Origin of the sequence: Streptomyces sp. NPDC005925 (genome assembly GCF_040638805.1) — a bacterium.
GTDB lineage: Bacteria > Actinomycetota > Actinomycetes > Streptomycetales > Streptomycetaceae > Streptomyces.
Map to the genome: position 1 here is coordinate 14,496 of NZ_JBEXVL010000002.1, position 26,350 is coordinate 40,845.

18 protein-coding genes, 2 tRNA genes and 1 pseudogene are annotated in these 26,350 nt (G+C 69.1%); 19 read left to right on the plus strand and 2 right to left on the minus strand.

All coding sequences use genetic code 11. The features are described from left to right. Positions 1-259 precede the first annotated feature (259 nt). The gene (locus ABZ354_RS02875) at positions 260-454 is read left to right on the plus strand and encodes a hypothetical protein (protein WP_358652278.1); all 195 of its coding nucleotides are present in this window, start codon (positions 260-262) and stop codon (positions 452-454) included. 81 nt (positions 455-535) lie between these two features. Here ABZ354_RS02875 and ABZ354_RS02880 read toward each other — a convergent pair. Continuing rightward, positions 536-606: transfer RNA gene (locus tag ABZ354_RS02880), tRNA-Gly, on the minus strand. Between the two features lie 283 nt (positions 607-889). Here ABZ354_RS02880 and ABZ354_RS02885 point away from each other — a divergent pair. The 5 genes from ABZ354_RS02885 (at position 890) to clpX (ending at position 5,853) form a co-directional block, all read left to right on the plus strand. Beyond that, positions 890-966, plus strand: a tRNA-Pro gene (locus ABZ354_RS02885). Between the two features lie 178 nt (positions 967-1,144). Next, on the plus strand, positions 1,145-2,542 hold the full coding sequence (gene tig, locus ABZ354_RS02890) for a trigger factor (RefSeq protein ID WP_358652280.1): 1,398 nt from the start codon (positions 1,145-1,147) through the stop codon (positions 2,540-2,542). 391 nt (positions 2,543-2,933) lie between these two features. After that, positions 2,934-3,539 (plus strand): ATP-dependent Clp protease proteolytic subunit, encoded by a 606-nt coding sequence (locus ABZ354_RS02895; RefSeq protein WP_358653116.1) that lies wholly within the window; start codon positions 2,934-2,936, stop codon positions 3,537-3,539. Between the two features lie 172 nt (positions 3,540-3,711). Further along, positions 3,712-4,386: an ATP-dependent Clp protease proteolytic subunit gene (locus ABZ354_RS02900; protein ID WP_358652282.1), complete on the plus strand. Its 675-nt coding sequence runs from the start codon at positions 3,712-3,714 to the stop codon at positions 4,384-4,386. Positions 4,387-4,566: 180 nt separating this feature from the next. Next, positions 4,567-5,853, plus strand: coding sequence for an ATP-dependent Clp protease ATP-binding subunit ClpX (gene clpX / locus ABZ354_RS02905; protein WP_358652284.1), 1,287 nt, complete (start codon positions 4,567-4,569; stop codon positions 5,851-5,853). Between the two features lie 66 nt (positions 5,854-5,919). Here clpX and ABZ354_RS02910 read toward each other — a convergent pair whose 3' ends face one another. Beyond that, positions 5,920-6,867 (minus strand): hypothetical protein, encoded by a 948-nt coding sequence (locus ABZ354_RS02910; protein ID WP_358652286.1) that lies wholly within the window; start codon positions 6,865-6,867, stop codon positions 5,920-5,922. Between the two features lie 138 nt (positions 6,868-7,005). Here ABZ354_RS02910 and ABZ354_RS02915 point away from each other — a divergent pair, with 138 nt between their 5' ends. From ABZ354_RS02915 to ABZ354_RS02975, 13 genes and pseudogenes are all read left to right on the plus strand, one after another. Continuing rightward, on the plus strand, positions 7,006-9,630 hold the full coding sequence (locus tag ABZ354_RS02915) for a valine--tRNA ligase (RefSeq protein WP_358652288.1): 2,625 nt from the start codon (positions 7,006-7,008) through the stop codon (positions 9,628-9,630). A 154-nt stretch (positions 9,631-9,784) separates the two neighbouring features. After that, a complete protein-coding gene (locus tag ABZ354_RS02920; RefSeq protein ID WP_358652290.1) occupies positions 9,785-11,305 on the plus strand; it encodes a folylpolyglutamate synthase/dihydrofolate synthase family protein in 1,521 nt (506 codons plus the stop codon). Between the two features lie 7 nt (positions 11,306-11,312). After that, positions 11,313-11,648: pseudogene (locus ABZ354_RS02925) on the plus strand (DUF4233 domain-containing protein); the annotation flags it as partial. A gap of 248 nt (positions 11,649-11,896) precedes the next feature. Further along, positions 11,897-12,310 (plus strand): nucleoside-diphosphate kinase, encoded by a 414-nt coding sequence (gene ndk / locus ABZ354_RS02930; RefSeq protein WP_358652292.1) that lies wholly within the window; start codon positions 11,897-11,899, stop codon positions 12,308-12,310. Between the two features lie 396 nt (positions 12,311-12,706). Continuing rightward, the gene (locus ABZ354_RS02935; RefSeq protein ID WP_358652294.1) at positions 12,707-13,726 is read left to right on the plus strand and encodes a rod shape-determining protein; all 1,020 of its coding nucleotides are present in this window, start codon (positions 12,707-12,709) and stop codon (positions 13,724-13,726) included. Positions 13,727-14,010: 284 nt separating this feature from the next. Continuing rightward, entirely contained in the window at positions 14,011-14,958 is a 948-nt protein-coding gene (gene mreC, locus ABZ354_RS02940; RefSeq protein ID WP_358652296.1) for a rod shape-determining protein MreC, read from the plus strand. A gap of 10 nt (positions 14,959-14,968) precedes the next feature. Next, positions 14,969-15,655, plus strand: coding sequence for a rod shape-determining protein MreD (gene mreD, locus ABZ354_RS02945; RefSeq protein WP_358652298.1), 687 nt, complete (start codon positions 14,969-14,971; stop codon positions 15,653-15,655). Further along, positions 15,652-15,813 (plus strand): hypothetical protein, encoded by a 162-nt coding sequence (locus tag ABZ354_RS02950; protein WP_358652300.1) that lies wholly within the window; start codon positions 15,652-15,654, stop codon positions 15,811-15,813. The genes mreD and ABZ354_RS02950 overlap by 4 nt, the downstream gene beginning before the upstream one ends. An 18-nt stretch (positions 15,814-15,831) precedes the next feature. After that, positions 15,832-18,099 (plus strand): penicillin-binding protein 2, encoded by a 2,268-nt coding sequence (mrdA, locus tag ABZ354_RS02955; protein ID WP_358652302.1) that lies wholly within the window; start codon positions 15,832-15,834, stop codon positions 18,097-18,099. After that, positions 18,096-19,295 (plus strand): rod shape-determining protein RodA, encoded by a 1,200-nt coding sequence (gene rodA, locus ABZ354_RS02960; RefSeq protein WP_358652304.1) that lies wholly within the window; start codon positions 18,096-18,098, stop codon positions 19,293-19,295. Before mrdA ends, rodA begins: the two co-directional genes overlap by 4 nt. A gap of 116 nt (positions 19,296-19,411) precedes the next feature. After that, entirely contained in the window at positions 19,412-20,929 is a 1,518-nt protein-coding gene (locus ABZ354_RS02965; RefSeq protein WP_358652306.1) for a CYTH and CHAD domain-containing protein, read from the plus strand. Between the two features lie 99 nt (positions 20,930-21,028). Further along, complete coding sequence (locus tag ABZ354_RS02970; protein WP_358652308.1) at positions 21,029-23,002, plus strand: TIGR03960 family B12-binding radical SAM protein; 1,974 nt, start codon at positions 21,029-21,031, stop codon at positions 23,000-23,002. 232 nt (positions 23,003-23,234) lie between these two features. Further along, positions 23,235-26,252 carry an NACHT domain-containing protein gene (locus ABZ354_RS02975; protein ID WP_358652310.1) on the plus strand — a complete coding sequence of 1,006 codons (3,018 nt, stop codon included), beginning with the start codon at positions 23,235-23,237 and terminating at the stop codon, positions 26,250-26,252. The last annotated feature ends 98 nt before the right edge of the window (positions 26,253-26,350 follow it).

Sequence of the window (26,350 nt, forward strand, 5' to 3'; positions counted from 1 at the left end):
CACGTTGTGTGGAGGCCGAAACGATCTGACCGAATTTCTGTGCGGGCGGTCCGGTGAATTGCCGTGGATCACGCGCCGGTCGAGATGCGTACGCCGGCCATGGGTACCCGGCGCGGCGCCGACGAACCGGTCGGGCTGGGACGGATGTTGCGTCACGGGCCGCATGGTGCGGCCCGGTTGGTGGCACGATGGTCCCGGCGGGGGTTGCCGCGGTACACCCCCGGGCCGGGAGAGCGGACGACCGAGGGCGTGATCAGTTGTGGCGATTTCACTGTCAGTGGTGCTGCTGTTGGCGATCATTCTGGTGGTGCTCATCAGAGGGGGCTCCATAAAAGCCGGGCCGGCCACGGTCGCCGTGCTGTTCGGCTTCTTCCTCGCCTCCACGGGCATGGCACCGGCGATCAACAGGTTCATGAACTCGCTGGCCGAGTCGATCAGCTCGATCAGCTTCTGAGTCCGGGCCCGGCCGCCCGGTCGCAAAACGGCGTCGGGCCCGGTTCCGCAGAAGAGGAACCGGGCCCGACGGCCGATGCAGAGCGGGCGACGGGAATCGAACCCGCGTAGCTAGTTTGGAAGACTAGGGCTCTACCATTGAGCTACGCCCGCACGTGACGCGCCGCAGGTCCGGGGACCGCGGCACACAGGCATCGTAGCGGGTCGCCCCCCTCCGCCGCACACCCCGTTTCTCCCGCGCGGTTCGCTCGCGCCCGCCGGTGCCGCCGCCGTGGCGACGGCGAGGCCGTCCGGCGCCGGGGGCTCGGCCACGCGCCCCCGGGGTGTCGCCGCGGTGCGCCGGTGTACGCCCCGTGCGCTCCGGAGCCGCCTCGACGCCCCGGGAATGGGGCCGACGCGCCGCCCGGCGGCATGTACCCTACGTGTCGCACCAGCACGGGGTGTGGCGCAGCTTGGTAGCGCGTCCGCTTTGGGAGCGGAAGGCCGTGGGTTCAAATCCCGCCACCCCGACCAGTCAGAAACAGCCACGGTCACCACGGGTGATCGCCTTTGGGGCCGTGTACCCGCTGCCGTTACTATGCAAGCTGCACGCCCGTGTGTCTCATCGTCTGCAGTCCTCCGGGCGGCGAAATCGGCCGGGCCGCTCTGGCTCCGGCAGAACCCAAGAAGTCAGCCACAAGGAGACCGAACCGTGAAGAGCGCCGTGGAGACCCTGAACCCGACTCGGGTTCGGCTCACTGTCGAGGTGCCCTTCGAGGAGCTCAAGGACAGCCTCGACGCGGCGTACAAGAAGATCAACCAGCAGGTCACGGTGAAGGGCTTCCGCAAGGGCAAGGTCCCGGCCCGGGTCATCGACCAGCGGTTCGGCCGTGGGGCGGTGCTGGAGGAGGCCGTCAACGACGCCCTCCCGAAGTTCTACACCGAGGCGGTCAACGAGGCCGAGCTGAACCCGCTCGGCCAGCCCGAGGTGGACATCACGGACCTGAAGGACGGCGAGACGCTGAACTTCACGGCCGAGGTCGACATCCGCCCGTCCATCGAGATCCCGGACTACTCCGGCATCGAGGTCGAGGTCGACGCCGTCGAGGTCGCCGACGAGGACGTCGACAAGTCGGTCGAGCAGCTCCGTGAGCGCTTCGCCTCCACCTCCCCGGTCGAGCGCCCCGCCGAGGACGGCGACGTCGTGACGATCGACCTGCAGGCCAAGGTCGACGGTGAGGTCCTCGCGGACGGCGTGGCGAGCGGCGTCTCCTACACCATCGGCTCCGGCGAGCTGCTGGACGGCCTCGACGACGCCGTGAAGGGCCTGGAGGCCGGCGCCGAGGCCACCTTCACCTCCGAGCTCAAGGGCGGCTCGGCGGCGGGCAAGGAGGCCGAGGTCACCGTCAAGGTCACCCAGGTCGCCGCGCGCGAGCTGCCGGAGCTGGACGACGAGTTCGCGCAGCTCGCCTCCGAGTTCGACACCCTCGAGGAGCTGAAGGCCGACAGCCGCAAGCGCCTGGAGAACATGAAGCAGTACGACCAGGCCACGCAGGCCCAGGAGCGCGTCCTGGACAAGCTGCTCGAGCTGGTCGAGGTGCCCGTCCCCGAGAAGCTGCTCGAGGACGAGGTCAACACCCGCAAGCACAACCTGGAGCACCACCAGCTCGGCCAGATGGGCCTCGACCTCGCGAAGTACCTGGAGATCCAGGGCAAGACCGAGGAGGAGTTCGAGACCGAGACCCGTGAGGCCGCGGTCAAGGGCATCAAGACCCAGTTCGTGCTCGACGAGCTCGTCAAGCGGGAGAACCTCAACGTCAACCAGGAGGAGCTCACCGAGCACCTCATGCGCCGTGCCGCCTCCTCCGGCATGTCCCCCGACCAGTTCGCCCAGGCCGTCGTCGAGGGCGGCCAGGTTCCGCTGCTGGTCGGCGAGGTCGCCCGCGGCAAGGCCCTGGCCGTCGTGGTCGAGTCCGCCACGGTGAAGGACACCAACGGCGAGACCGTGGACCTGGACGACGAGGACGAGACGGACGCCGAGACGGCTGCCGACGCCGAGGCCACGGAGGCCGACGCCACCGACGCCGCCGAGGAGAAGACCGAGGGCTGAGCCCACGGCTTTCCCTCGCACGGCCGTAGAGCGGGCCCCCGGGACGTTTTCCCGGGGGCCCGCCCTGTCGGCGGTCGGCGTGGGGGCGCCCGCCCCCCACGCGTGCGGGGCGCTGTCGAACGGCGGCCGCGCCGTGCGGGCACGAGCGACCACGACGGACGGACCGCAATCGGGCAGGTCCCGCGGCGCCTCACCGGGGCCCTCGTCGGCCCACGCGGCGCTACGCCCCCGGCGAACACCCTCCAGTCCGGGATTCCCCGAAGGGACCAGCGCGTTAGGGTCCATGAATACGAGGGCCAGGGGACCGGTGTCCCCATCCGGCCCCCGGACGGGAAACGTGAGACGGCCCGGCGCCGTCGTAAGACGAGCAGGTGGATACGTGACGAATCTGATGCCCTCCGCCGCCGGCGAGCCTTCCATCGGTGGTGGCCTCGGCGACCAGGTCTACAACCGGCTGCTCAACGAGCGGATCATCTTCCTCGGCCAGCCGGTGGACGACGACATCGCCAACAAGATCACCGCACAGCTGCTGCTCCTTGCCGCCGACCCGGACAAGGACATCTACCTCTACATCAACAGCCCCGGCGGCTCGATCACGGCCGGCATGGCGATCTACGACACCATGCAGTTCATCAAGAACGACGTGGTGACCATCGCCATGGGCCTCGCCGCCTCGATGGGCCAGTTCCTGCTCAGCGCGGGCACCCCCGGCAAGCGTTTCGCCCTGCCGAACGCCGAGATCCTGATCCACCAGCCTTCCGCCGGCCTCGCCGGCTCGGCCTCGGACATCAAGATCCACGCCGAGCGTCTGCTGCACACCAAGAAGCGCATGGCCGAGCTCACGGCCCAGCACACGGGCCAGAGCATGGAGCAGATCACCCGTGACTCGGACCGCGACCGCTGGTTCGACGCCTTCGAGGCCAAGGAGTACGGCCTCATCGACGACGTGATCCCCACGGCCGCAGGCATGCCGGGCGGCGGCGGCACCGGGGCCTGAGCCGACCCCGCGGGGGCTCACCGGCCCCGTGGGGCGACGCACCGTCCCATGGGGCATCCGAGGCCCCGCGCAGGCCCGCCAGGCCCGCAGGCGGCGCTCACCGCCCGCCCGGCGGGTTCCAGCGCCCCAGTCAGCCCCAGCCGACCGCCACAGCCCTTTTCCAGGAGAAACCGTGAACGAGTTCCCCGGCAGCGGCATCCACGCCCGCGCCGAGTACACCGGCCCCTCGGCCGAGTCCCGCTACGTCATCCCGCGCTTCGTCGAGCGCACCTCCCAGGGCGTGCGCGAGTACGACCCGTACGCGAAGCTCTTCGAGGAGCGCGTGATCTTCCTGGGCGTCCAGATCGACGACGCCTCCGCCAACGACGTCATGGCGCAGCTGCTCTGCCTGGAGTCGATGGACCCCGACCGGGACATCTCGGTCTACATCAACAGCCCCGGTGGTTCCTTCACGGCGCTGACGGCGATCTACGACACGATGCAGTTCGTGAAGCCGGACATCCAGACGGTCTGCATGGGCCAGGCCGCCTCGGCCGCCGCCATCCTGCTGGCCGCCGGTACACCCGGCAAGCGCATGGCCCTGCCGAACGCGCGCGTGCTGATCCACCAGCCGTACAGCGAGACCGGCCGCGGCCAGGTCTCCGACCTCGAGATCGCCGCCAACGAGATCCTCCGGATGCGCTCGCAGCTGGAGGAGATGCTGGCCAAGCACTCCACCACGCCGATCGAGAAGATCCGCGAGGACATCGAGCGCGACAAGATCCTCACGGCCGAGGACGCGCTGGCGTACGGCCTGGTCGACCAGATCATCTCCACCCGGAAGATGAACAACGCCGAGGTCCGCTGACGCGGAACCGGTATCGTCTGCCGCCCCTTGGCGCGGTCCGGCACGGTCCACATGGAAGTGAACCGTGCCAAGGGGGGCCCGAACGAGGGGCCAGGCAAGGTACCGTCGGACATAAGGCAGCACCAGGAGCCGCTGGACCGCGAATGTCCAGTCGTCTCCCAGGCGAAGGGGAAGCACACCGTGGCACGCATCGGTGACGGCGGCGATCTGCTCAAGTGCTCGTTCTGCGGCAAGAGCCAGAAGCAGGTCAAGAAGCTCATCGCAGGGCCCGGTGTGTACATCTGCGACGAGTGCATCGACCTCTGCAACGAGATCATCGAGGAGGAGCTCGCCGAGACCAGCGAGGTGCGCTGGGAGGAACTTCCCAAGCCCCGCGAGATCTACGAGTTCCTCGACGGGTACGTCGTGGGCCAGGAGACCGCCAAGAAGTCCCTGTCGGTCGCGGTCTACAACCACTACAAGCGGGTCCAGGCCGGTGAGAACGGCGGGGCCCAGGGCCGCGACGACGCCATCGAGTTGGCGAAGTCCAACATCCTGCTGCTGGGCCCCACGGGCTCCGGCAAGACCCTCCTCGCACAGACCCTCGCCCGCATGCTGAACGTCCCGTTCGCCATCGCCGACGCGACGGCGCTCACGGAGGCGGGGTACGTCGGCGAGGACGTCGAGAACATCCTGCTGAAGCTGATCCAGGCCGCGGACTACGACGTCAAGAAGGCCGAGACCGGGATCATCTACATCGACGAGATCGACAAGGTCGCCCGCAAGAGCGAGAATCCGTCGATCACCCGGGACGTGAGCGGCGAGGGCGTCCAGCAGGCGCTTCTGAAGATCCTCGAAGGCACCACGGCCTCGGTGCCGCCGCAGGGCGGACGCAAGCACCCGCACCAGGAGTTCATCCAGATCGACACGACGAACGTGCTGTTCATCGTGGGCGGTGCCTTCTCGGGCCTGGAGAAGATCATCGAGTCGCGGGCCGGCGCGAAGGGCATCGGCTTCGGCGCGACGATCCGCTCCAAGCGGGAGCTGGAGTCCAAGGACCAGTTCGAGGAGGTCATGCCGGAGGACCTGGTCAAGTTCGGCATGATCCCCGAGTTCATCGGCCGCCTCCCCGTCATCACCTCGGTGCACAACCTGGACCGCGAGGCCCTGCTCCAGATCCTGGTGGAGCCGCGCAACGCGCTGGTGAAGCAGTACCAGCGCCTGTTCGAACTCGACGGTGTGGAGCTGGACTTCGAGCGCGAGGCGCTCGAAGCCATCGCCGACCAGGCCATCCTCCGCCAGACCGGCGCGCGCGGCCTGCGCGCCATCATGGAAGAGGTCCTGATGTCGGTGATGTACGAGGTCCCGTCCCGCAAGGACGTCGCCCGCGTCGTCGTCACGGCGGACGTGGTCCACTCCAACGTCAACCCCACCCTCATCCCGAGGGACGCCCGCGGCCGCGGCCCGGGCGAGCAGAAGACGGCGTAGCCGACAGCGGTACACAGCGAAGGGGCACCGGTCGACCGGGGCCCCTTCGCTGTGTGCGGTGCGGCGTCAGGCCTTGACGCGGACCACGGGGCGGAGCTTGGTGGTGATGTCGATGGCGACGTCCTTGGTGACACCCTTCGTGGCGTCACCCGGCGACACCATCGCGATGGTGCTGTAGTCGGCCCACGCGCAGAACCAGTCCGTCTTCATCTTCTTGGTCGCGGCGTCCTGCCCGTTGACGGCCTGGCACTTCATGACGGCGCCGTCGATGTCGGCCGATTCCGGCTCGCCCACGATCTCGGCCTTGTTCTTGCTGTCGCCGTCCTCGGCCGACTTCTTGAACTCGGCGAAGAACCTGTCCAGGGCGACCTCGGGATCGGCGATCTCACCGTAGGCGCCGGCGAGGGTGATGCCCTTCGAGGTGGCCAGCTCGGCGGGGTCGGGCGCGGTGCTCGGGTCGCTCGGGTCGTAGCCGCTCAGATCCGCCGTCGAGTAGACGCCCAGCACCGACTTGCCGTTCTTGACGCCGGACTTCTCCAGGTCGTCGGTCGAGTCGTCCCCGACGCCCGCGCCGTCCTTCGAGACGCGCGTGTAGTCGGAGAGGACCTTCGCCGGCGTCGACAGCGTGTGGGCGCCGTCGTCCTCCAGGCCGCCCGCGCCGCCGCCTCCGCCTATCACGAAGTACGCGCCCACGCCGATCGCCGCCACCACCGCGACCGCGCCGATGATCACGCCCGCCTTCTTGCCGCCGCCTCCGGCCGGGGGCTGGGGCGGCATCCCGTACGGAGCCTGGCCGTAGGGCGCCTGGCCGTACGGGGCCTGCTGGCCGTAGGGCGGCTGCTGGGGCGGGACGCCGCCCTGCTGCGGGTAGCCGTAACCCGGCTGGGGCTGCTGCTGGGGGTAGCCGTAGCCGGGCTGGGGCTGCTGCGGCTGCTGGCCGTAGGGGCCCGGCTGGCCGTACGGTCCGGGCTGCTGGGGCTGCCCGCCGTACGGGCCCGGCTGGTTGTAGCTCATGTTCTGGGTTCCCCTCCAGATGTTTACGCGGTCGGAACATCCTGGCCTACGCCAAGCGCCCGCAGGTCGGCGGGGGCCGCACCGTTACAAAGGAAACGCGTTTCGGGGCCGGGTCGTGACACCTCTAAACTGACCCCCGTGACCGAGAACGCTCAGCAGCAGCCACCCGCGCCCACCACCGAACTGCCGACCCAGTACGCGCCGGCCGACGTAGAGGGGCCGCTGTACGAGCGCTGGGTGGAGCGGGGCTACTTCGAGGCGGACGAGAAGAGCGACAAGCCGCCGTACACCGTCGTCATCCCGCCGCCCAACGTCACCGGCTCGCTGCACCTCGGGCACGCCTTCGAGCACACCCTCATCGACGCCCTGACCCGCCGCAAGCGCATGCAGGGCCACGAGACGCTGTGGCAGCCCGGCATGGACCACGCGGGCATCGCCACGCAGAACGTCGTCGAACGCGAGCTGGCGAAGGAGGGCAAGTCCCGGCACGACCTCGGCAGGGAGGCCTTCGTCGAGCGGGTCTGGCAGTGGAAGGGCGAGTCCGGCGGGCAGATCAGCGGCCAGATGCGGCGCCTGGGCGACGGCGTCGCCTGGGCACGTGAGCGCTTCACCATGGACGAGGGCCTGTCGAAGGCCGTCCAGACCATCTTCAAGCGGCTCTACGACGACGAGCTGATCTACCGCGCCGAGCGCATCATCAACTGGTGCCCCCGCTGTCTGACGGCCATCTCGGACATCGAGGTCGAGTACCAGGACGACGACGGCGAGCTCGTCTCCATGAAGTACGGCGACGGCGACGACACCATCGTCGTCGCCACCACCCGCGCCGAGACCATGCTCGGTGACACGGCCGTCGCGGTTCACCCCGAGGACGAGCGGTACAGGCACCTGATCGGCAAGCAGGTCAAGCTGCCGCTGACCGACCGCTCCATCCCGGTCGTCGCGGACGAGCACGTCGACCCGGAGTTCGGCACGGGCGCCGTCAAGGTGACCCCCGCGCACGACCCGAACGACTTCGAGATCGGCCGGCGCCACGACCTCCCGGCGCTGACGATCATGGACGAGCACGCCGTGATCACCGCGCACGGTCCCTTCCAGGGCCTGGACCGGCTCGAGGCCCGCTCGGCGATCGTCGCCGCGCTGCGCGCCGAGGGCCGGATCGTCGCCGAGAAGCGGCCGTACGTCCACTCGGTCGGTCACTGTTCGCGCTGCAAGACCACCATCGAGCCCCGGCTGTCCCTGCAGTGGTGGGTCAAGGTCGGCCCGCTCGCCCAGGCCGCCGGTGACGCCGTCCGCGACGGACGCGTCGCGATCCATCCGCAGGAGATGGAGAAGCGCTACTTCGACTGGGTCGACAACCTCCACGACTGGTGCATCTCGCGGCAGTTGTGGTGGGGTCACCGGATCCCCGTCTGGTACGGGCCCGAGGGTGAGATCGTCTGCGTCGGCCCCGACGAGGAGCCGCCGAGCGGTGACGGCTGGCGTCAGGACACCGACGTCCTCGACACCTGGTTCTCCTCCGGTCTGTGGCCGTTCTCCACGCTGGGCTGGCCCGAACAGACCGAGTCGCTCGCGAAGTTCTACCCGAACTCCGTCCTGGTCACCGGCTACGACATCCTCTTCTTCTGGGTCGCCCGGATGATGATGTTCGGCCTGTACGCGATGGACGGCACCCCGCCCTTCCACACCATCGCCCTGCACGGCATGGTCCGCGACCAGTTCGGCAAGAAGATGTCGAAGTCCTTCGGCAACGCGGTCAACCCGCTGGACTGGATGGACAAGTACGGCTCCGACGCCCTGCGCTTCACGCTCGCGCGCGGCGCCAACCCCGGTGTCGACGTGCCCATCGGCGAGGACTGGGTCCAGGGCTCGCGGAACTTCGCCAACAAGATCTGGAACGCCACGCGCTTCGCCCTGATGAACGGCGCGACGGTCGACGGTCCCCTGCCGGACCCGGCGCGGATGTCCTCCACGGACCGCTGGATCCTCTCCCGGCTGAACGCGGTCGTGGCCGAGGTCGACGCGTTCTACGAGGACTACCAGTTCGCGAAGCTCTCCGACGCGCTGTTCCACTTCGCGTGGGACGAGGTCTTCGACTGGTACGTGGAACTGTCCAAGACCACGTTCCAGGCGGGCGGCGAGGCCGCCGAGGTGAGCAAGCGCGTCCTCGGCGAGGTCCTCGACGTCACGCTGAAGCTGCTGCACCCGGTCGTCCCGTTCGTCACCGACACGCTGTGGACGACGCTCACCGGCGGTGAGTCCCTGGTGATCGCCGACTGGCCGCAGGACTCGGGCTTCCGGGACCGGGCCGCCGAGCGGGAGATCGCCACGCTCCAGCAGGTCATCACCGAGGTCCGGCGCTTCCGTGCCGACCAGGGCCTGCAGGCCGGCCAGCGCGTCCCGGCCCGGCTGACGCTGGACGGCACGCCGCTCGCGCCGCACGAGCCGGCCATCCGGCAGCTGCTGCGCCTCCAGCCGGAGGGCGACGCCTTCACCGCCACGGCCACCCTGCCGGTCGCGGGGGCCGAGGTGGCCCTCGACCTCTCCGGCACGATCGATGTGGCGGCGGAGCGCAAGCGGCTGGCGAAGGACCTCGCCGCGGCGGAGAAGGAGAAGGCCCAGGCGCACGCCAAGCTCGGCAACGAGGCGTTCCTGGCGAAGGCTCCGGATCACGTGGTGGAGAAGATCCGGGCACGGCTGGCGAAGGCGGACGAGGACATCGCGCGGATCGCCGCGCAGCTGGAGCGGTTGCCGCAGGCGTAGCTCCCGTCCCTGCCGCCCTTCCGCGCCCCGGTCCGGGGGCCCGCTCCGGACCTCCGCTCCGCATACGTCGGAGGGGCTGACATCGGCCCCTCCGGCGTCGCGGTGCAAACCCCGTGTGCGCACGACCCGGGAGGGCCTCCGTAGACTGGCTTCCGTGAGTGAGCTCCCCCCGCACGACGACAGTGAGCAGCCCGGCGGTGCCGGCGCCTTCGACGAGATCATCGCCGCCGAAACCGAGCGCGATCCCGATCTCGCCGTGATCGAGGCCGGCAGCCGTACGCTGCGCACCCGGGGCGGTCCGCCCGAGGGCGACATCCCAGCGCGCCCGGCCGACCCGGAGGTCGACAAGGCGCTGCGGGAGGTCGAGGCGGAGCTGGCGACCCGCTGGGGCGAGACCAAGCTGGAGCCGTCCGTCAGCCGCATCGCCGCCCTGATGGACGTCCTGGGGGAGCCGCAGCGGTCGTACCCCTCCATCCACCTCACCGGGACCAACGGCAAGACTTCCACCGCCCGCATGATCGAGGCGCTGCTCGGCGCGTTCGACCTGCGCACCGGGCGGTACACCAGCCCGCACGTGCAGTCGGTCACCGAGCGGATCAGCCTGGACGGGGCACCGGTCTCCGCCGAGCGGTTCATCGACACCTACAACGACATCAAGGCGTACGTCGAGATGGTCGACGCGCAGCAGGAGTACCGGCTGTCGTTCTTCGAGGTGCTGACCGCCATGGCGTACGCCGCCTTCGCCGACGCGCCCGTCGACGTGGCCGTGGTGGAAGTCGGCATGGGCGGCTCCTGGGACGCGACGAACGTGATCGACGCGGGTGTCGCCGTCGTCACGCCGATCGACCTGGACCACACCGACCGGCTCGGCGACACGCCCGGGGCGATCGCTGCGGAGAAGGCCGGCATCGTCAAGCGGGACGCGACCGTCGTGCTGGCGCAGCAGCCGGTCGACGCGGCGCAGGTGCTGCTGAAGAAGGCCGTGGACGTCGACGCCACGGTGGCCCGGGAGGGGCTGGAGTTCGGCGTGCTCGCCCGGCAGGTGGCCGTCGGCGGGCAGCTGCTCACCCTGCGCGGCCTGGGCGGCGAGTACCCCGACGTGTACCTGCCGCTGCACGGCGCGCACCAGGCGCAGAACGCGGCGGTGGCGCTGGCCGCCGTGGAGGCGTTCTTCGGCGTCGGCGCCGAGCACGCCCGGACCCTCGACATCGACACCGTGCGCAAGGCGTTCGCCGCGGTGGCCTCGCCGGGCCGCCTGGAGGTCGTACGACGCTCGCCGACGGTCGTGCTGGACGCCGCGCACAATCCGGCGGGCGCGCGGGTCACGGCCGAGGCGATCTCTGAGGCCTTCCAGTTCAGCCGGCTCGTCGGCGTGGTCGGCGCGAGCGGCGACAAGAACGTCCGAGGGCTGCTGGAGGCCTTCGAGCCGGTGTTCCACGAGGTCGTCGTCACGCAGAACTCCAGCCACCGCGCGATGGACGCCGACGAACTGGCGGCCGTCGCCGTCGAGGTGTTCGGCGAGGACCGTGTGCAGGTCGAGCCGCGGCTGCCGGACGCGCTGGAGGCCGCGATCACGCTGGCCGAGGAAGAGGCCGAGTTCGCCGGCGCCGGTGTCCTCGTGACCGGCTCCGTCATCACAGTCGGCGAGGCCCGGCTGCTCCTGGGGAAGGGCTGACAATCCCGTGCGTACGCTGTGCTCGACCACGCTGATCAGCGAGTTTCTGGTCATCGGTTTTGCCGGTCTGGTCGCCATGAAGGAACCCGACCTGGCCATGTCGACCGTGTGGACGGTCTGCGGCATCGCGATGTTCTTCAGCCTCGTGCTGTGCGCCGTGGTGACCCGGCCGGGCGGCGTCGCCCTCGGCTGGGCGCTGCAGATCGCGCTGATCGTGTCCGGCCTCGCCGTGCCGCTCATGTACTTCCTCGGCGTGGTGTTCGCCGGCCTGTGGTGGGCGTCGGTGCGCTACGGACGGAAGGTCGACGAGGCGAAGGCCCGCTTCGCGGCGCAGGAGGAGGCGGAGGGCGGCCCGGCGCAGGGGAACGCGTCCGCGCAGGAGAACGGCTCCGCCCGGGAGAACGGCTCCGCCGAGGAGGGCGCCTCCGGGCGGGAGAAGGACGCCGCCGCGCAGGCGAATGGCTTCGCACAGGCTGACGCTGTGTAACACCGGTCGGATCCGCCCGGTAACCTCATCACCCCGCATCACTCTTGATCCCCACCCCTGATCCACACCTCTGCTCTCCCCCCTCGACCCGAAGGAGCCCGCCCGTGAGCCAGCGCACCCTCGTCCTCCTCAAGCCCGACGCCGTACGTCGTGGTCTGACCGGCGAGATCATCAGCCGTATCGAGCGCAAGGACGGCTGGCGGATCACGGCGCTGGAACTGCGCACCCTGGACCAGGACACGCTGGAGCAGCACTACGGCGAGCACCGGGGCAAGCCGTTCTACGAGCCGCTGGTCGACTTCATGTCGTCCGGCCCGGTCGTCGCGATGATCGTCGAGGGCGAGCGGGTCGTCGAGGGCGTCCGTGCCCTGGCCGGCCCCACCGACCCGGTCGCCGCGGCCCCCGGCTCCATCCGCGGCGACTTCGGCGTCATCGTCCGGGAGAACCTGATCCACGCCTCCGACTCCGAGGAGTCCGCCGAGCGCGAGGTGAAGATCTTCTTCCCCGGCCGCGCCTGATTCCCGGACACCTGACGTCCGGGGCGTGCCGGAATCCCCGGACGCGCCCGATTCACGAGCGTGCCCGATTCCGGGTCGAGCCCGAACACTTCTGGTAAAACGCGACACCCGATTGTCTGACGCCAGGTCAGTGGAATGCCCCTCCCGACCAGGGGCGGCCGCGAAAGCGGGCCGTCTTCGGGCATATGCGTGCCGATCGGGGGAACGAGTGCCCCCGATGGCCCGTCTCCACACGCGAGACGGCAGGTCATCTGCTGACAATGGCGAAGACCCTCGCGCAGTGTTCGTGAAGGCGCGTCTACGATAGAAGCCTTCACGTCACCGCACCCACTTCGCCGTCCTGAAAAGCCCTCACGAGCTCGCGGGAAGGCCAGACGAATCCTGATGGGGAACTCAATGTCGTTCATCGGCCGTGACATGGCTGTCGACCTCGGGACCGCCAACACGCTGGTGTACGTCAGGGGTCGCGGGATCGTACTCAACGAGCCGTCCGTGGTCGCGATCAACACCAACACCGGTGGCATCCTCGCGGTCGGCGCCGAGGCGAAGAAGATGATCGGGCGCACGCCCGGCAACATCGTCGCCGTGCGTCCGCTGAAGGACGGCGTGATCGCCGACTTCGAGATCACCGAGCGGATGCTCCGCTACTTCATCCTGAAGATCCACAAGCGGCGGTACCTGGCTCGCCCGCGGGTCGTCGTCTGCGTGCCGTCCGGCATCACCGGCGTGGAGCGCCGCGCCGTCATCGAGGCGTCGACCCAGGCCGGGGCCCGCCAGGTGCACATCATCGAGGAGCCCATGGCCGCGGCCATCGGCTCCGGCCTGCCGGTCCACGAGGCCACGGGCAACATGGTGGTGGACATCGGCGGCGGCACGACGGAGGTCGCGGTCATCTCCCTCGGCGGCATCGTCACCGCCCAGTCCATCCGGGTCGCGGGCGACGAGCTGGACAACGCGATCATCCAGCACATCAAGAAGGAGTACTCCCTCCTGCTGGGCGAGCGGACGGCCGAACAGATCAAGATCACGATCGGTTCGGCGTACGAACTCGACTCCGACGAGCACACCGAGATCCGCGGCCGTGACCTCGTCTCCGGGCTGCCGAAGACCGTCGTCGTCTCCCAGGCCGAGGTCCGCAAGGCCATGGAGGAGCCGCTCAACGCCATCGTCGACGCCGTCAAGACGACCCTGGACAAGTGCCCGCCGGAGCTGTCCGGCGACGTCATGGACCGAGGAATCGTTCTGACCGGCGGCGGAGCGCTGCTGCGCGGTCTCGACGAGCGGCTGCGCCGGGAGACCGGCATGCCGATCCACATCGCCGAGGACCCGCTGGACAGCGTGGCACTCGGATCGGGCAAGTGCGTCGAGGAGTTCGAGGCGCTGCAGCAGGTGCTGGACTCCCAGCCCCGCAGATGACACGACGCGTCGATTCCGCCGTACGGGACGTTCTCTTCTCGTGCGGCGGATCGTTGATATAGAGGCATAGGCTCCCCGGCAGGGGCCGGCCGGAGCACGCCCGCACCTTCCGTACCCCGCACATCCCGCATTCCGTACATTCCGCACTCCATGCACTCCACGCACTTCGTACGACGCACTCCGCACGCCATGCACTCCGCACGACACGCACTGCGTACACCACGCACTTCGCACTCCACATTCCGTACTCCGCACATTCCGACAGGAAGGCACGGCCGCCGCACGTGAGGGACACACGAGAGAGCCGGCTGCTCCTGGTGCTGCTGGTCACCATCGCGTTCGCACTGATCACGGTGGACATCCGCGGCGGGGAGGACTCACCGGCCGACGGTGCCCGGCAGACCGCGGCCACCGTCTTCGGACCGATCGAGAACGGCGTGTCGGCCGCGGTCGACCCGGTCGGCAACGCGGTCTCCGCCATCCGCGACTCCGGCGAGCGCCACGACCGCCTCGCCGCGCTGGAGAAGGAGAACGCCGCCCTCAAGGCCAGGCTCGGCAGCGACGACCGCAACCGCAGCCGCCTCAAGCAGCTCGACGGCATCCTGAAGACGGCGGGCCGGGGCCAGTACGGCATCAAGGGCGCCCAGGTCATCGCGATAGGAGCGGCCCAGGGCTTCTCCTGGACCATCACCATCGACGTCGGCGCGAACGACGGCGTCAAGCGGGACATGACCGTCCTCAACGGCGACGGCCTGGTCGGCCGCGTCACGACCGTCGGCCCCGGCACCGCCACCGTGCTCCTCGCCACCGACCCCGACTTCACCGTCGGCACCCGCATGGAGGACGGCGACGAACTCGGCTTCGCCGCCGGGCAGGGCGACCGCCCGCTGCGCGTCGAACTCCTCAACGGCAAGGCCGAAGTGAAGAAGGGCGACCGGCTCGTCACCTTCGGCTCCCAGGCCGACCGGCCCTTCGTACCCGGCGTGCCGGTGGGCGTCGTCTCCCGCGTCGACCCCTCCGGCGGCGACCTGACCCGCACCCTGTACGTCACGCCGTTCGTCGGATTCAGCAAGCTCGACATCGTCGGCGTCGTCGTCCAGGCCCCCGAGAAGGACCCCCGCGACACCGTCCTGCCGCCCAAGCCCAAGCCGACCCCGACGCCCACCGTGACGGTGACGGTCACCCCGTCCGCCCAGGCGCCCGCCGACGGCCAAGTCCCGCAAGAGCAGTAGGAGCTGTCCCATGCGCGTCAACCGGATCCTGCTCTCCTCGGCCCTGGTCGTCGTCGCCCTGGTGATCCAGGTGAGCGTCCTCGCCCGCCTGCACCTGCCCGGCGCCGTCCCCGACCTGATGCTGCTCACCGTCCTCGGCCTCGCCCTGGTCTACGGACACACCGGCGGCGCCCTCGTCGGCTTCGGCGCCGGACTGCTCGCCGACCTCGCCCCGCCCGCCGACCACGCCGCCGGCCGCTACGCCCTCGTGCTCTGCGTCATCGGCTACCTCGCGGGCCTCGTCAAACCCGACCACGGCCGCCTCAGGTCCGCGACCGGCCCCATGGCCGTCGTCGTCGCCTCGGCCGTCGGCGCCACCCTGCTGTACGCCTCCGTCGGCGCCCTCGTCGGCGACACCGCCGCCCGCCACGTCGGCCTCGGCAGCCTGCTGTTCACGGCCGCCCTGTACGACCTGCTGCTCGCCCCGTTCGTCGTCCCCGGCATCATGGCGCTCGCCCGTCGCGCCGAGAACGACCCGTTCGCCGAGACCGGCTCCGCCGCCAAGAGCGGCGACCTCTCCAACGGCTGGCTCTCCTCGGGCACCGGGCTGCGCATCGGCGGCCAGCGCGGCGGCGGCCTCGCCGGCGCCCTGAAGGTGCGGGCGACCCGCTCCAAGGTGGCCCGTGCCGGACGCATCAAGGGGGTCAAGCGGCTGTGACCACAGCGCCGTCCACGACCGTCCACGACTCGCGCTTCCGCGACCCGTACGTCCATGACTCGCGTCGTGGCGACCCGTACGTCCACGGCCCGCGTCTTGGCGGCCCGCACGTCCACGACTCGAACGTCCACGATTCGCGTCTCCGCGACTCGCACTGAGAGGGGGAGGCAGCCCAGTTGAGCAACATCCCCGAGACCGGCCGGACCCCACGCGTCCAGATCCGGCTCGTCGTCATCCAGATCCTCGTCCTCTCCCTGCTCGGCACCCTCGGCGGCCGGCTGTGGTACCTCCAGATCCGCGAGGGCGCCGCCTACGCCAAGGAAGCCTCCGGCAACCACGTCCAGCAGGTCGTCCAGCCCGCAGTGCGCGGCTCGATCCTGGACGCCCGGGGCGTACCGCTCGCCGACAACGAGACCCGGCTCGTCGTCTCCGCCTCCCGCACGGACCTGCTGAAGATGAAGGACGACGGTGAGGCCGTCCTCACCAAGCTGGCCGCCGTCCTGGACATGACCCCCGAGGAAGTACGGGAAAAGGTCCGGCTGTGCGACGCGAAGACGCCGCAGCCCTGCTGGAACGGCTCGCCCTACCAGCCCATCCCCATCACCGACGAGGCCACCCCCAAGCAGGCCCTGCAGATCCGCGAACGCGCCGAGGACTTCCCCGGCATCTCCGCCGAGCCGCAGGCCGTGCGCCGCTACCCGGCCCCCGGCAAGTCCAACACCGCCCAGGTCCTCGGCTACCTCTCGCCCGTCACCGACGAGGAGATCCAGCGGGCCCGGAACACCACCTCGCCCTACCTGCGCTCCGACCAGGTCGGCCGGTCCGGCCTCGAGAGGCAGTACGACAAGGAACTCCGCGGCAAGGCCGGCGTCACCCGCTACGAGGTCGACAACCTCGGCCGCGTCCTCGGCAAGGCCGAGGACGACCCGGCGCAGGCCGGCTCCAGCCTCGTCACCAGCCTCGACGCCCGCGTGCAGCGCGTCGCCGAGTACCAGCTGAACGAGGCGATGAAGGCCGCCCGCAAGGTGCACGACCACAACACCAACAGCAACTACAAGGCCGACTCCGGCGCCGTCGTCGTGATGGAGGCCAGGACCGGCCGCATCGTCGCCATGGCGTCCAACCCGACGTACGACCCGAACGCCTGGGTCGGCGGCATCTCCGCCAAGGACTACACGCGCCTCACCGGCAAGAAGTCCAACTATCCGCTGCTGAACCGCGCCATCCAGGGCCAGTCGGCACCCGGCTCCATCTTCAAGGTGATCCCGACGGCCGCCGCCATCAACGCCGGCTACTCCTTCAACGGCCCCTACAACTGCTCCAGCTCGTACTCCATCGGCGGCCAGGTCTTCAAGAACTTCGAGTCCCAGAACCACGGCCCGATCAGCCTCGGCCGCGCCCTGGAGGTCTCCTGCGACACCGTCTTCTACGCCCTGTCCCACGCGGAGTGGAAGCGCGACGGCGGCACCAAGCCGAAGAAGCACCCCCACGACTGGTTCTACAAGACCGCCCACCAGTTCGGCCTCGGCAAGGAGACCGGCATCGACCTGCCCAACGAGGTCACCGGCCGCGTCCCCGACCGCCAGTGGAAGCAGGACTACTGGAAGGCCAACAAGGACGCCTGGTGCAGGACCGGCAAGAAGAACGGCAGCTACGCCGAGAAGATCGCCTACGAGAACTGCCTCGAAGGCAACCGCATGCGCGCCGGTGACTCCGTCAACTACTCCATCGGCCAGGGCGACACCCTCGTCACGCCCCTCCAGATGGCCCGCATCTACGGCGCCATCTCCAACGGCGGCACTCTCTACGAACCCAGCGTCGGCAAGGCCGTCATCAGCGCCGACGGCCGCACGGTCACCGAGATCGCGCCCCGGCCCGGCCCCAGGCTGCCCATGACGAAGCAGACCCTCACCAAGGTCGACGGCGCCCTCGCCGGCGTCGCCACCCGCGGCACGGCCGCCTGGCGCTTCGGCGGCTGGCCCCAGGACAAGATCCCGATGCACGCCAAGACGGGTACCGCCGAGGTCTACGGCAAGCAGACGACCTCGTGGTTCGCCACGTACACCAGTGACTACACCGTCGTCATGACCATCTCCCAGGGTGGTACGGGCTCCGGCGCCTCGGGCCCCGCCGTCCGCAACATCTACAACGCGCTGTACGGCGTCTCCGAGAAGGGCGACATCGACCCGAAGAAGGCCCTCCTGCCCACCCCGCAGAAGAGCCTGCCGAAGGTCAGGACGGACGGCACCATCGCCTCCCCGAAGATCCCCGCCGACCCCGCGAAGCCCGCGGCGAAGAAGAAGGCCGTCGAGCCCGCCACCACCGCGCCCGACGGACAGCAGCAGCCCGCCGGGACCGTCCCGCCGCCCACCGGCGACAACCAGGACACCCGCAGGCGCCCGCGCAGGCGCGGTCCGAAGCGAAGCCGGAGGACCCGCGCATGACCGGCGCCAACAGCTTCCAGGTATCCGGCTACGGCCCCCGGCGCGCCGGCTGGGCCCGCCTGTTCGCCCGTGACTCCGCGGCACGGCGCCTCGACTGGCCGCTGCTCCTCGCCGCCGTCACGCTGTCCGCGATCGGCACGATCCTCGTCTACTCCGCGACCCGCAACCGCACCGACATCAACCAGGGCGACCCGTACTACTTCCTCGTCCGGCACGTCATGAACACCGGTATCGGCATCGGCATCATGGTCGGCATCGTCTGGCTCGGCCACCGCACCCTGCGCACGGCCGTGCCCATGCTGTACGGCGCCTCCGTCTTCCTGATCCTGATGGTGCTCACGCCGCTCGGCTCGACCGTCAACGGCGCGCACTCCTGGATCGTCCTCGGCGGAGGCTTCTCGCTCCAGCCGTCGGAGTTCGTGAAACTCACGATCATTCTCGGCATGGCGATGCTGCTCGCGGCCCGGGTCGACGCGGGAGACCGGCAGACCCCCGACCACCGCACCGTGCTCCAGGCACTCGCCCTGGCCGCCGTGCCGATGCTCGTCGTGATGCTCATGCCCGACCTCGGCTCGGTCATGGTGATGGTCATCATCGTGCTCGGCGTGCTGCTGGCCTCCGGCGCCTCCAACCGCTGGGTGTTCGGCCTGATCGGCGCCGGCACGATCGGCGCGCTCGCCGTCTGGCAGCTCGGCATCCTCGACGACTACCAGATCAACCGGTTCGCCGCGTTCGCCAACCCCGACCTCGACCCGGCGGGCGTCGGCTACAACACCAACCAGGCCCGCATCGCCATCGGCTCCGGCGGACTCACCGGCTCCGGCCTCTTCAAGGGTTCCCAGACCACCGGCCAGTTCGTGCCCGAGCAGCAGACGGACTTCGTGTTCACGGTGGCCGGCGAGGAACTGGGCTTCGTCGGCGGCGGGCTCATCATCCTGCTGCTCGGCTTCGTCCTGTGGCGGGCCTGCCGCATCGCCCGCGAGACCAGCGACCTGTACGGCACGGTCGTCGCCGCGGGAATCGTCGCCTGGTTCGCCTTCCAGACCTTCGAGAACATCGGCATGACCCTCGGCATCATGCCGGTCACCGGCCTGCCGCTGCCGTTCGTGTCGTACGGCGGTTCCTCGATGTTCGCGGTGTGGATGGCGGTGGGGCTGCTGCAGTCGATCCGGGTGCAGCGGCCGATGTCGGCCTGACCTCCGGCGACACGGGGCCGGCGCGGACGCGCAAAAAAGGGGGGAGTGGGCAGGTGGCGCACCCGGCTCCGGGCGCCCCCCTGCCGCCCTTCCGCCCCCGCGACTAGATTCGATGCATGGCGGACACCAAGCGCGAGATCGAGCGGAAGTACGAGTCCGACGAGAGCGGCCTGCCCGACCTCACCCGGGTCAAGGGGGTCGCGGCCGTCGCCGACGAGGGCGTCTCGCACCTCGACGCCACCTACTACGACACCGCCGACCAGCGCCTCGCCGCCGACGCCATCACCCTGCGCCGCCGCACCGGCGGCTCCGACGCCGGCTGGCACCTGAAGTTCCCCGTCGCCCCCGGCGTCCGCGACGAAGTGCGGGCCCCGCTCTCCGACACCGTGCCCCGCGACCTCGCCGGACTCCTCCGCTCCCGCGTCCGCGACACCACCCTGCTGCCCCTGGTCCGGCTGCGCTCGGAGCGCGACGTACGCCATCTCCTCGACGCCGACGGCCGCCTGCTGGCCGAGGTCGGCGTCGACGAGGTGCACGCCGAACGGCTCACCGGCGACGCCCGGGCCGCCCGGTGGACCGAGATCGAGGTGGAGCTCGCCGACGGCGGCGACCCCGCGTTCCTCGACAAGGTCGACAAACGCCTCCGCAAGGCCGGCCTCCGGCCCTCGGCGTCCGCGTCCAAGCTGGCCAGGGCCCTGGCCGAGACGGGGACGGGCCACCCGGAAACGGGGACGGGCCACCCGGAACGCCCCGCCGCCCCGCCCGTCACCGCGGGCGACCACGTCCTCGCCTACGTCCGCGCCCAGCGGGACGCCCTGGTCACACTCGACCCCGCCGTCCGGCGCGCCCTGCCCGACTCCGTGCACCGCATGCGCGTCGCCACCCGCCGGCTGCGCAGCGCCTTCCGTTCCTACCGCAAGGTCCTCGACCGGGCCGTCACCGACCCGATCGGCGCGGAACTCGCGTGGCTCGCCGCCGAACTCGGCGCCGACCGCGACCAGGAAGTCCTCACCGACCGCCTGACCGCCGCCCTGGACGACCTGCCCCGCGCCCTCGTCACCGGCCCGGTCCCCACCCGCCTGCACACCTGGTCGCGGGCGCGCGGCACCGGCTCACGACGCCTCCTCGTCGCCGTACTCGACGGCAGGCGCTACCTGGACCTCCTCGACGCGATCGACGCCCTGATCGCCTCGCCGCCGCTGCGCAGGGCGGCCACCGGAAAGCCCCGCAAGGTGATCGCCAAAGCGGTGCGCAAGGACTTCGGCGCGCTCGCCGCCCGCGTGGAACGCGCCCTCGCCCTGCCGCCCGGCGACGACCGCGACGTCGCCCTGCACGAGGCCCGGAAGAGGACCAAGCGGACCCGCTACGCGGCGGAGGCGGCCCAGCCACTGCTCGGCGCACCCGCCGCCGACCTGGTCCGCTCCGTGAAGTCCCTGCAGGAACTCCTCGGCGACCACCAGGACAGCGTCATGACCCGCGCCGCCCTGCGTGACCTGGCCCGCCAGGCCCACGAAGCGGGCGAGAGCGCGTTCACGTACGGCGTCCTGCACGGCCGTGAAGAACGCCGGGCGGAGCTGGCGGAGGCGGCACTGCCGGAGGCCTGGCGCGGGACCACCGCGTCCATGGCGATCTGAGAGCCCGGACCGGCCGGTGACGCGTACGGGGGACCTCCCCGGGCGGGTTAGTCTGGATGGTCAACCCTGTCAGCCGTCAGCACACAAAGGTTCCGTGAGATGCCTGCCGAAGCCGCCGAGTCTGTGTCGTCTGTGTTTGCGCAGCTCGAAGCTCTGCTCCCGCATGTGCAGAAGCCGATCCAGTACGTCGGCGGAGAGCTCAACTCCACGGTCAAGGACTGGGACTCCTGCGACGTCCGCTGGGCTCTCATGTACCCCGACGCCTACGAGGTCGGCCTGCCCAACCAGGGCGTCATGATCCTCTACGAGGTACTGAACGAGCAGAAGGGCGTCCTCGCCGAGCGCACCTACAGCGTCTGGCCGGACCTCGAGGAGCTGATGCGGGAGCACCGGGTCCCGCAGTTCACGGTGGACGGTCACCGCCCGGTGAAGGCCTTCGACGTGTTCGGCCTGTCCTTCTCCACGGAGCTCGGCTACACGAACATGCTGGCCGCCCTGGACCTCGCGGGCATCCCGCTGGAGGCCAGGGACCGCGGCATCGACGACCCGGTCGTCCTGGCCGGCGGGCACGCCGCGTTCAACCCCGAGCCCATCGCCGACTTCATCGACTGCGCCGTGATCGGCGACGGTGAGCAGGCGGTGCTGGAGATCACGGCGATCGTCCGGGCCTGGAAGGCCGAGGGCCGGCCCGGGGGCCGCGAGGAACTCCTCTTCCGCCTGGCGAAGACCGGCGGCGTGTACGTCCCGCGCTTCTACGACGTCGAGTACCTCCCCGACGGCCGTATCGCCCGCGTGGTCCCCAACCGCTCCGGGGTGCCGTGGCGGGTGTCGAAGCACACGGTGATGGACCTGGACGAGTGGCCCTACCCCAAGCAGCCGCTCGTCCCGCTGGCCGAGACGGTCCACGAGCGCATGTCGGTGGAGATCTTCCGCGGCTGCACGCGCGGCTGCCGGTTCTGCCAGGCCGGCATGATCACCCGCCCGGTCCGGGAGCGCTCGATCACCGGCATCGGCGACATGGTCGAGAAGGGTCTGAAGGCGACCGGCTTCGAGGAGGTCGGCCTGCTGTCGCTGTCCTCCGCGGACCACTCGGAGATCGGCGACATCGCCGGGGGCCTCGCGGACCGCTACGAGGCGGACAAGATCGGCCTGTCCCTCCCGTCGACCCGTGTGGACGCCTTCAACATCGACCTGGCGAACGAACTGACGAGGAACGGCCGCAGGTCGGGTCTGACCTTCGCCCCCGAGGGCGGCTCGGAACGCATCCGCAAGATCATCAACAAGATGGTCTCGGAAGACGACCTGATCCGCACCGTCGCCACGGCGTACGGCAACGGCTGGCGCCAGGTGAAGCTGTACTTCATGTGCGGCCTGCCCACGGAGACCGACGACGACGTCCTGCAGATCGCCGACGTGGCGACGCGGGTCATCGCCAAGGGCCGCGAGGTCTCCGGCTCCAACGACATCCGCTGCACGGTGTCGATCGGCGGCTTCGTCCCCAAGCCCCACACCCCCTTCCAGTGGGCCCCGCAGCTGAGCGCACAGGAGACGGACGAGCGCCTCGCCAAGCTCCGCGACAAGATCCGCGGCGACAAGAAGTACGGCCGCTCCATCGGCTTCCGCTACCACGACGGCAAGCCCGGCATCGTGGAGGGCCTCCTGTCGAGGGGCGACCGCCGCATCGGCGCGGTCATCCGCGCGGTCTACGAGGACGGCGGCCGCTTCGACGGCTGGCGCGAGCACTTCTCCTACGACCGCTGGATGAACTGCGCGTCGAAGGCGCTCCCCCCGTACGGCGTGGACGTCGACTGGTACACCACGCGCGAGCGCGGCTACGAGGAGGTCCTGCCCTGGGACCACCTCGACTCGGGCCTCGACAAGGACTGGCTCTGGGAGGACTGGCAGGACGCCCTGGACGAGACCGAGGTCGAGGACTGCCGCTGGACCCCGTGCTTCGACTGCGGGGTGTGTCCGCAGATGGACACCGCCATTCAGATCGGACCTACGGGCAAGAAACTGCTGCCGCTGACCGTCAAGAACGGCGCGTCGGCGCCGAGCGGTCATACGCACTGATATCCGCTCGGAGGCGGAGTGGCCGGGACCTTTTGTCCAGGTCCGACTCCCTCCGGCCATGTTGGCCCTCTTCGGTTGGAAGAGGGCCCCGTGGCGTCTGCGCACGATGACGTGGCCGCGCGGTCGGGTTCCGGGCGCACGCGTGGGTGAGGCGGCGATTCCCCCCACGTTCGGCCCTGGCTAGTTCGACGAATCCGCCTCTCGCGACCTGCCCGGCCCCTAGGATTTCCCCGTGGGGTCTCAATTTGACAAGGTTCTCCCGTACGGCGTCGGTACGGCTGCGGCAGTCTTCGTGCTGATCTTCCTTTTTGCCGCTTACTTCAGCGAGCTCATGAAAGGTTTCGCTTCACGCTCGGTCGTTGCCATCTTCCACCGGAGAAGTGCGGTGCGGAGGGTCGGAGGAAGGCAGCTTCGACGTTATCGCGAGAGGGCCGAGAAGTGGCATGCGAAGCATCCTCTGGGATTCGACACGGCAAATGTCGATGTTCGCCGTGTGTACGTCCCTCTGCAGTCTGCCATGGGCACTGAACGCGCGGACATGAGTGAGACCCTGCGCAACAGCTCTCGCATCATCGTTCTGGGGGAGCCGGGGGCCGGTAAGTCCCTTCTGCTGAAGTCGGAAATTCTTCGGTGGCTGGAGAAGGGGGACGACAGCCAGGTTCCGGTGATCGTCAGCCTGCACAAGTGCAACGTTTCTCGTGACAGCATTCGAGACTTCATCGTTGCCGAGTTCAGTCAGGCCAACGTGAGCGGCGCCCCTTCGCTCGTGGACAAGATGCTCTCCGCCGGCCGGCTGCGTATATTCTTCGACGGCCTCGACGAAGTCGGCAGAGATGATCGCGAACGAGTCGAGAGGGAGTTGCGAGAGTTTTCGAGGACTCACGCGGAATGCTCCATGATCGTCACATGCCGCACCGCGGTGTATGACGGGCAGCTGAGTCCTGAATTCGACTACACGGCGCGCATTGCAGAGTTCGATGACGCATCGATGCGGCGGTTCCTCAGCAACTGGAACAAAGCGGAAGATTCGCTGAACGTCAACCGCGTGATCGCCTCGCTGCGGAGCAACCGGGACCTCATGAGGATCGCCAGGCGCCCCCTGTTGCTGACGATCATCGCTTACCTCCAGTCGGGTGACCGCGTAGAAGCGTTCGGGCCATTGCCCAATTCTCGCGCCGGATTCTACCGCGCAGCCATCTCCCACTTGCTCGACCGTGACAGGCAGCTCGGCAGGAGCAGTGCAATCTCGAACTACCACGGCAACAGAAAACTGCTGGTCCTGCAACGTATCGCTCGTGCCATGCACGAAGCCCCGGCGGAACGTGAGGATCGTCTTTCGATATCCGGCGCCAGTGTGGAATCCATCATTCGCGCGATGCTCCCCGACTTTGATCTCGAGAATCATCATGTGGTGCCGCTCATGGACGAGATCGTCGACCGGAGCCAGGTGCTGCGCCCCTTGGACAGCCTGCGAAGCCAGTACGGCTTCGCCCACCTCACCCTGCAGGAATTCCTCACGGCGCAGGCGCTCCACGACTCGCCGGGCAGCCTGATCGCCAGTTACCACAGCGACCCCCATGCATGGCGCGAGGTGGTCAAGTTCTGGTGTGCCGTCGCCAGTGTCGACTGCACCTCACTGATCTCCTCCGTCTATCACGGTGGCAGTCTTGACGGGAAGATTCTCGCGTTGGAGAGCCTCTCCGACACGACTTCAGTCGATGCGGGTCTGGCAGAGGAGATCATCAACTACTTCCTGGACCGCCTCGACCTGGGCGGACTTGAGGGCCTGGCCATCATCAACGCGCTCGGTGCCCTGGCGGCCAACAACACCCCACGCGGAAACGAAACACTCGAACTCCTCCGCAGAATCACCTGGGAAGCACCCTCGGAACGTCAGAGCGCCGCCGTGCTTGCCCTGGCGGCGTCAGATCGGCAGGAAGCGGCAGCCCATCTGAGTGAACTCGGAGAGGACGACCACCGTCGTGCGGGCGCTCGGGCGGCTTTGCGTTCCATGGGTGAAATCGCGATCCCGCAACTTGCCCGGTCCGCGCAGGGGCGGCAAGAAATCTGGGCCATTGACGCCCTGGGTCGAATAGGCACTCCGGCGGCGGCGACCGAGCTGGCTTCTCTCCTGTGGGTCACTTCCCCCGTGGCCCGCCGTGCAGCGTGGCTGATCGCTTCACAATTACGCGTCCCCGACGTGGAAGAGGCCCTGCGGGAGTGTGAGACGCCTGAATCGTCAGAGGTTTATGAGTGGGTCTGGGACAGCACCGAGGAATCAAAATCGCTCCAACTGATCGCCGGGCGTGTGGCGTTCCTGTTGGACGGTGGGCATCTGCGGGGATGTATGGACCGCATGGAGGGCTGCGTGCCCACCCCGCCCATCGCGGACGAGCCCATCGAAGTCAGAATGATCGACCGGCGAATCGGCACCCCCCTGGCGGCTTTGGGGATCGAGCGTCATCGCTACAACCAGGACGCCATCCCAAGGAACCTCCGCCAGAGCCTGCACATCTTCGACGGGCAGCGGATCCACAACTGGATCACCGGGTTGAACGGCCAGGCCCGTCGGGATCAGTTCGCCGAGATATTCCGTAAGCATCGGCATCTTCCCAATATCTACTGCCACCTCGCGCAGATGCTCCCACGGGAAGTGGAGAGTCTCATCATCTTTCGGCTGGTCCTGCCCAAGAACGTGAGTGATCCGCTGACCAAGGATCTGTGGAAAGCTGCACTCACTCCTCCTCCGAAGCCGCCGGTCAAACTGAAGTTGGTCCTGAAGTCGGCAACATTCGTTGTCCTGCTTCTGCTCTATGTCCTGGCCGCCACACGTGCCCTGGCCGTTGGTTTCTCCTATCAGTCACGCTTGATCCCTCCCGTGCATGATTTCGTGGCGAGTGCGGCGGGGCTCGCCAGTTTTACGTTCTTCGCCTCCTCCGTTCTGTGGCTCGTTCTGACTCTTCGGGATCGAATGATCGAGTACTCCTCGGAAACCGCGGAGCTCCTCATTGGTCTGTCGATCCTGTTCTTCGTCCCCTGCTACCTGTTCCTCTCCTTCGATCTTGCCATCGCATGGTCGGGGTGGAAGCCGGTGTCGACCGGTGTGGTGGCGATGGCCGCCGCCTTGTCGTTCGGGTACCGGAATGCGAACCGCAAGGTGCGTGACCTGGCGAATCCCTTCCGCAGCATGCTTTCCGTCGAACTGGGCGGTGACGGTCTGACTCCTGGTTGGACGACTCGCAGAGGATGAGCCTCCGCAAGGTGCCCCGGTCGTCCGTGCGGGCCGGCCGGCGGAAGCAGGACCCTGATGCGTGAACGGGGCGAGGCCCCTCCCTGTCCGGGGGGCCT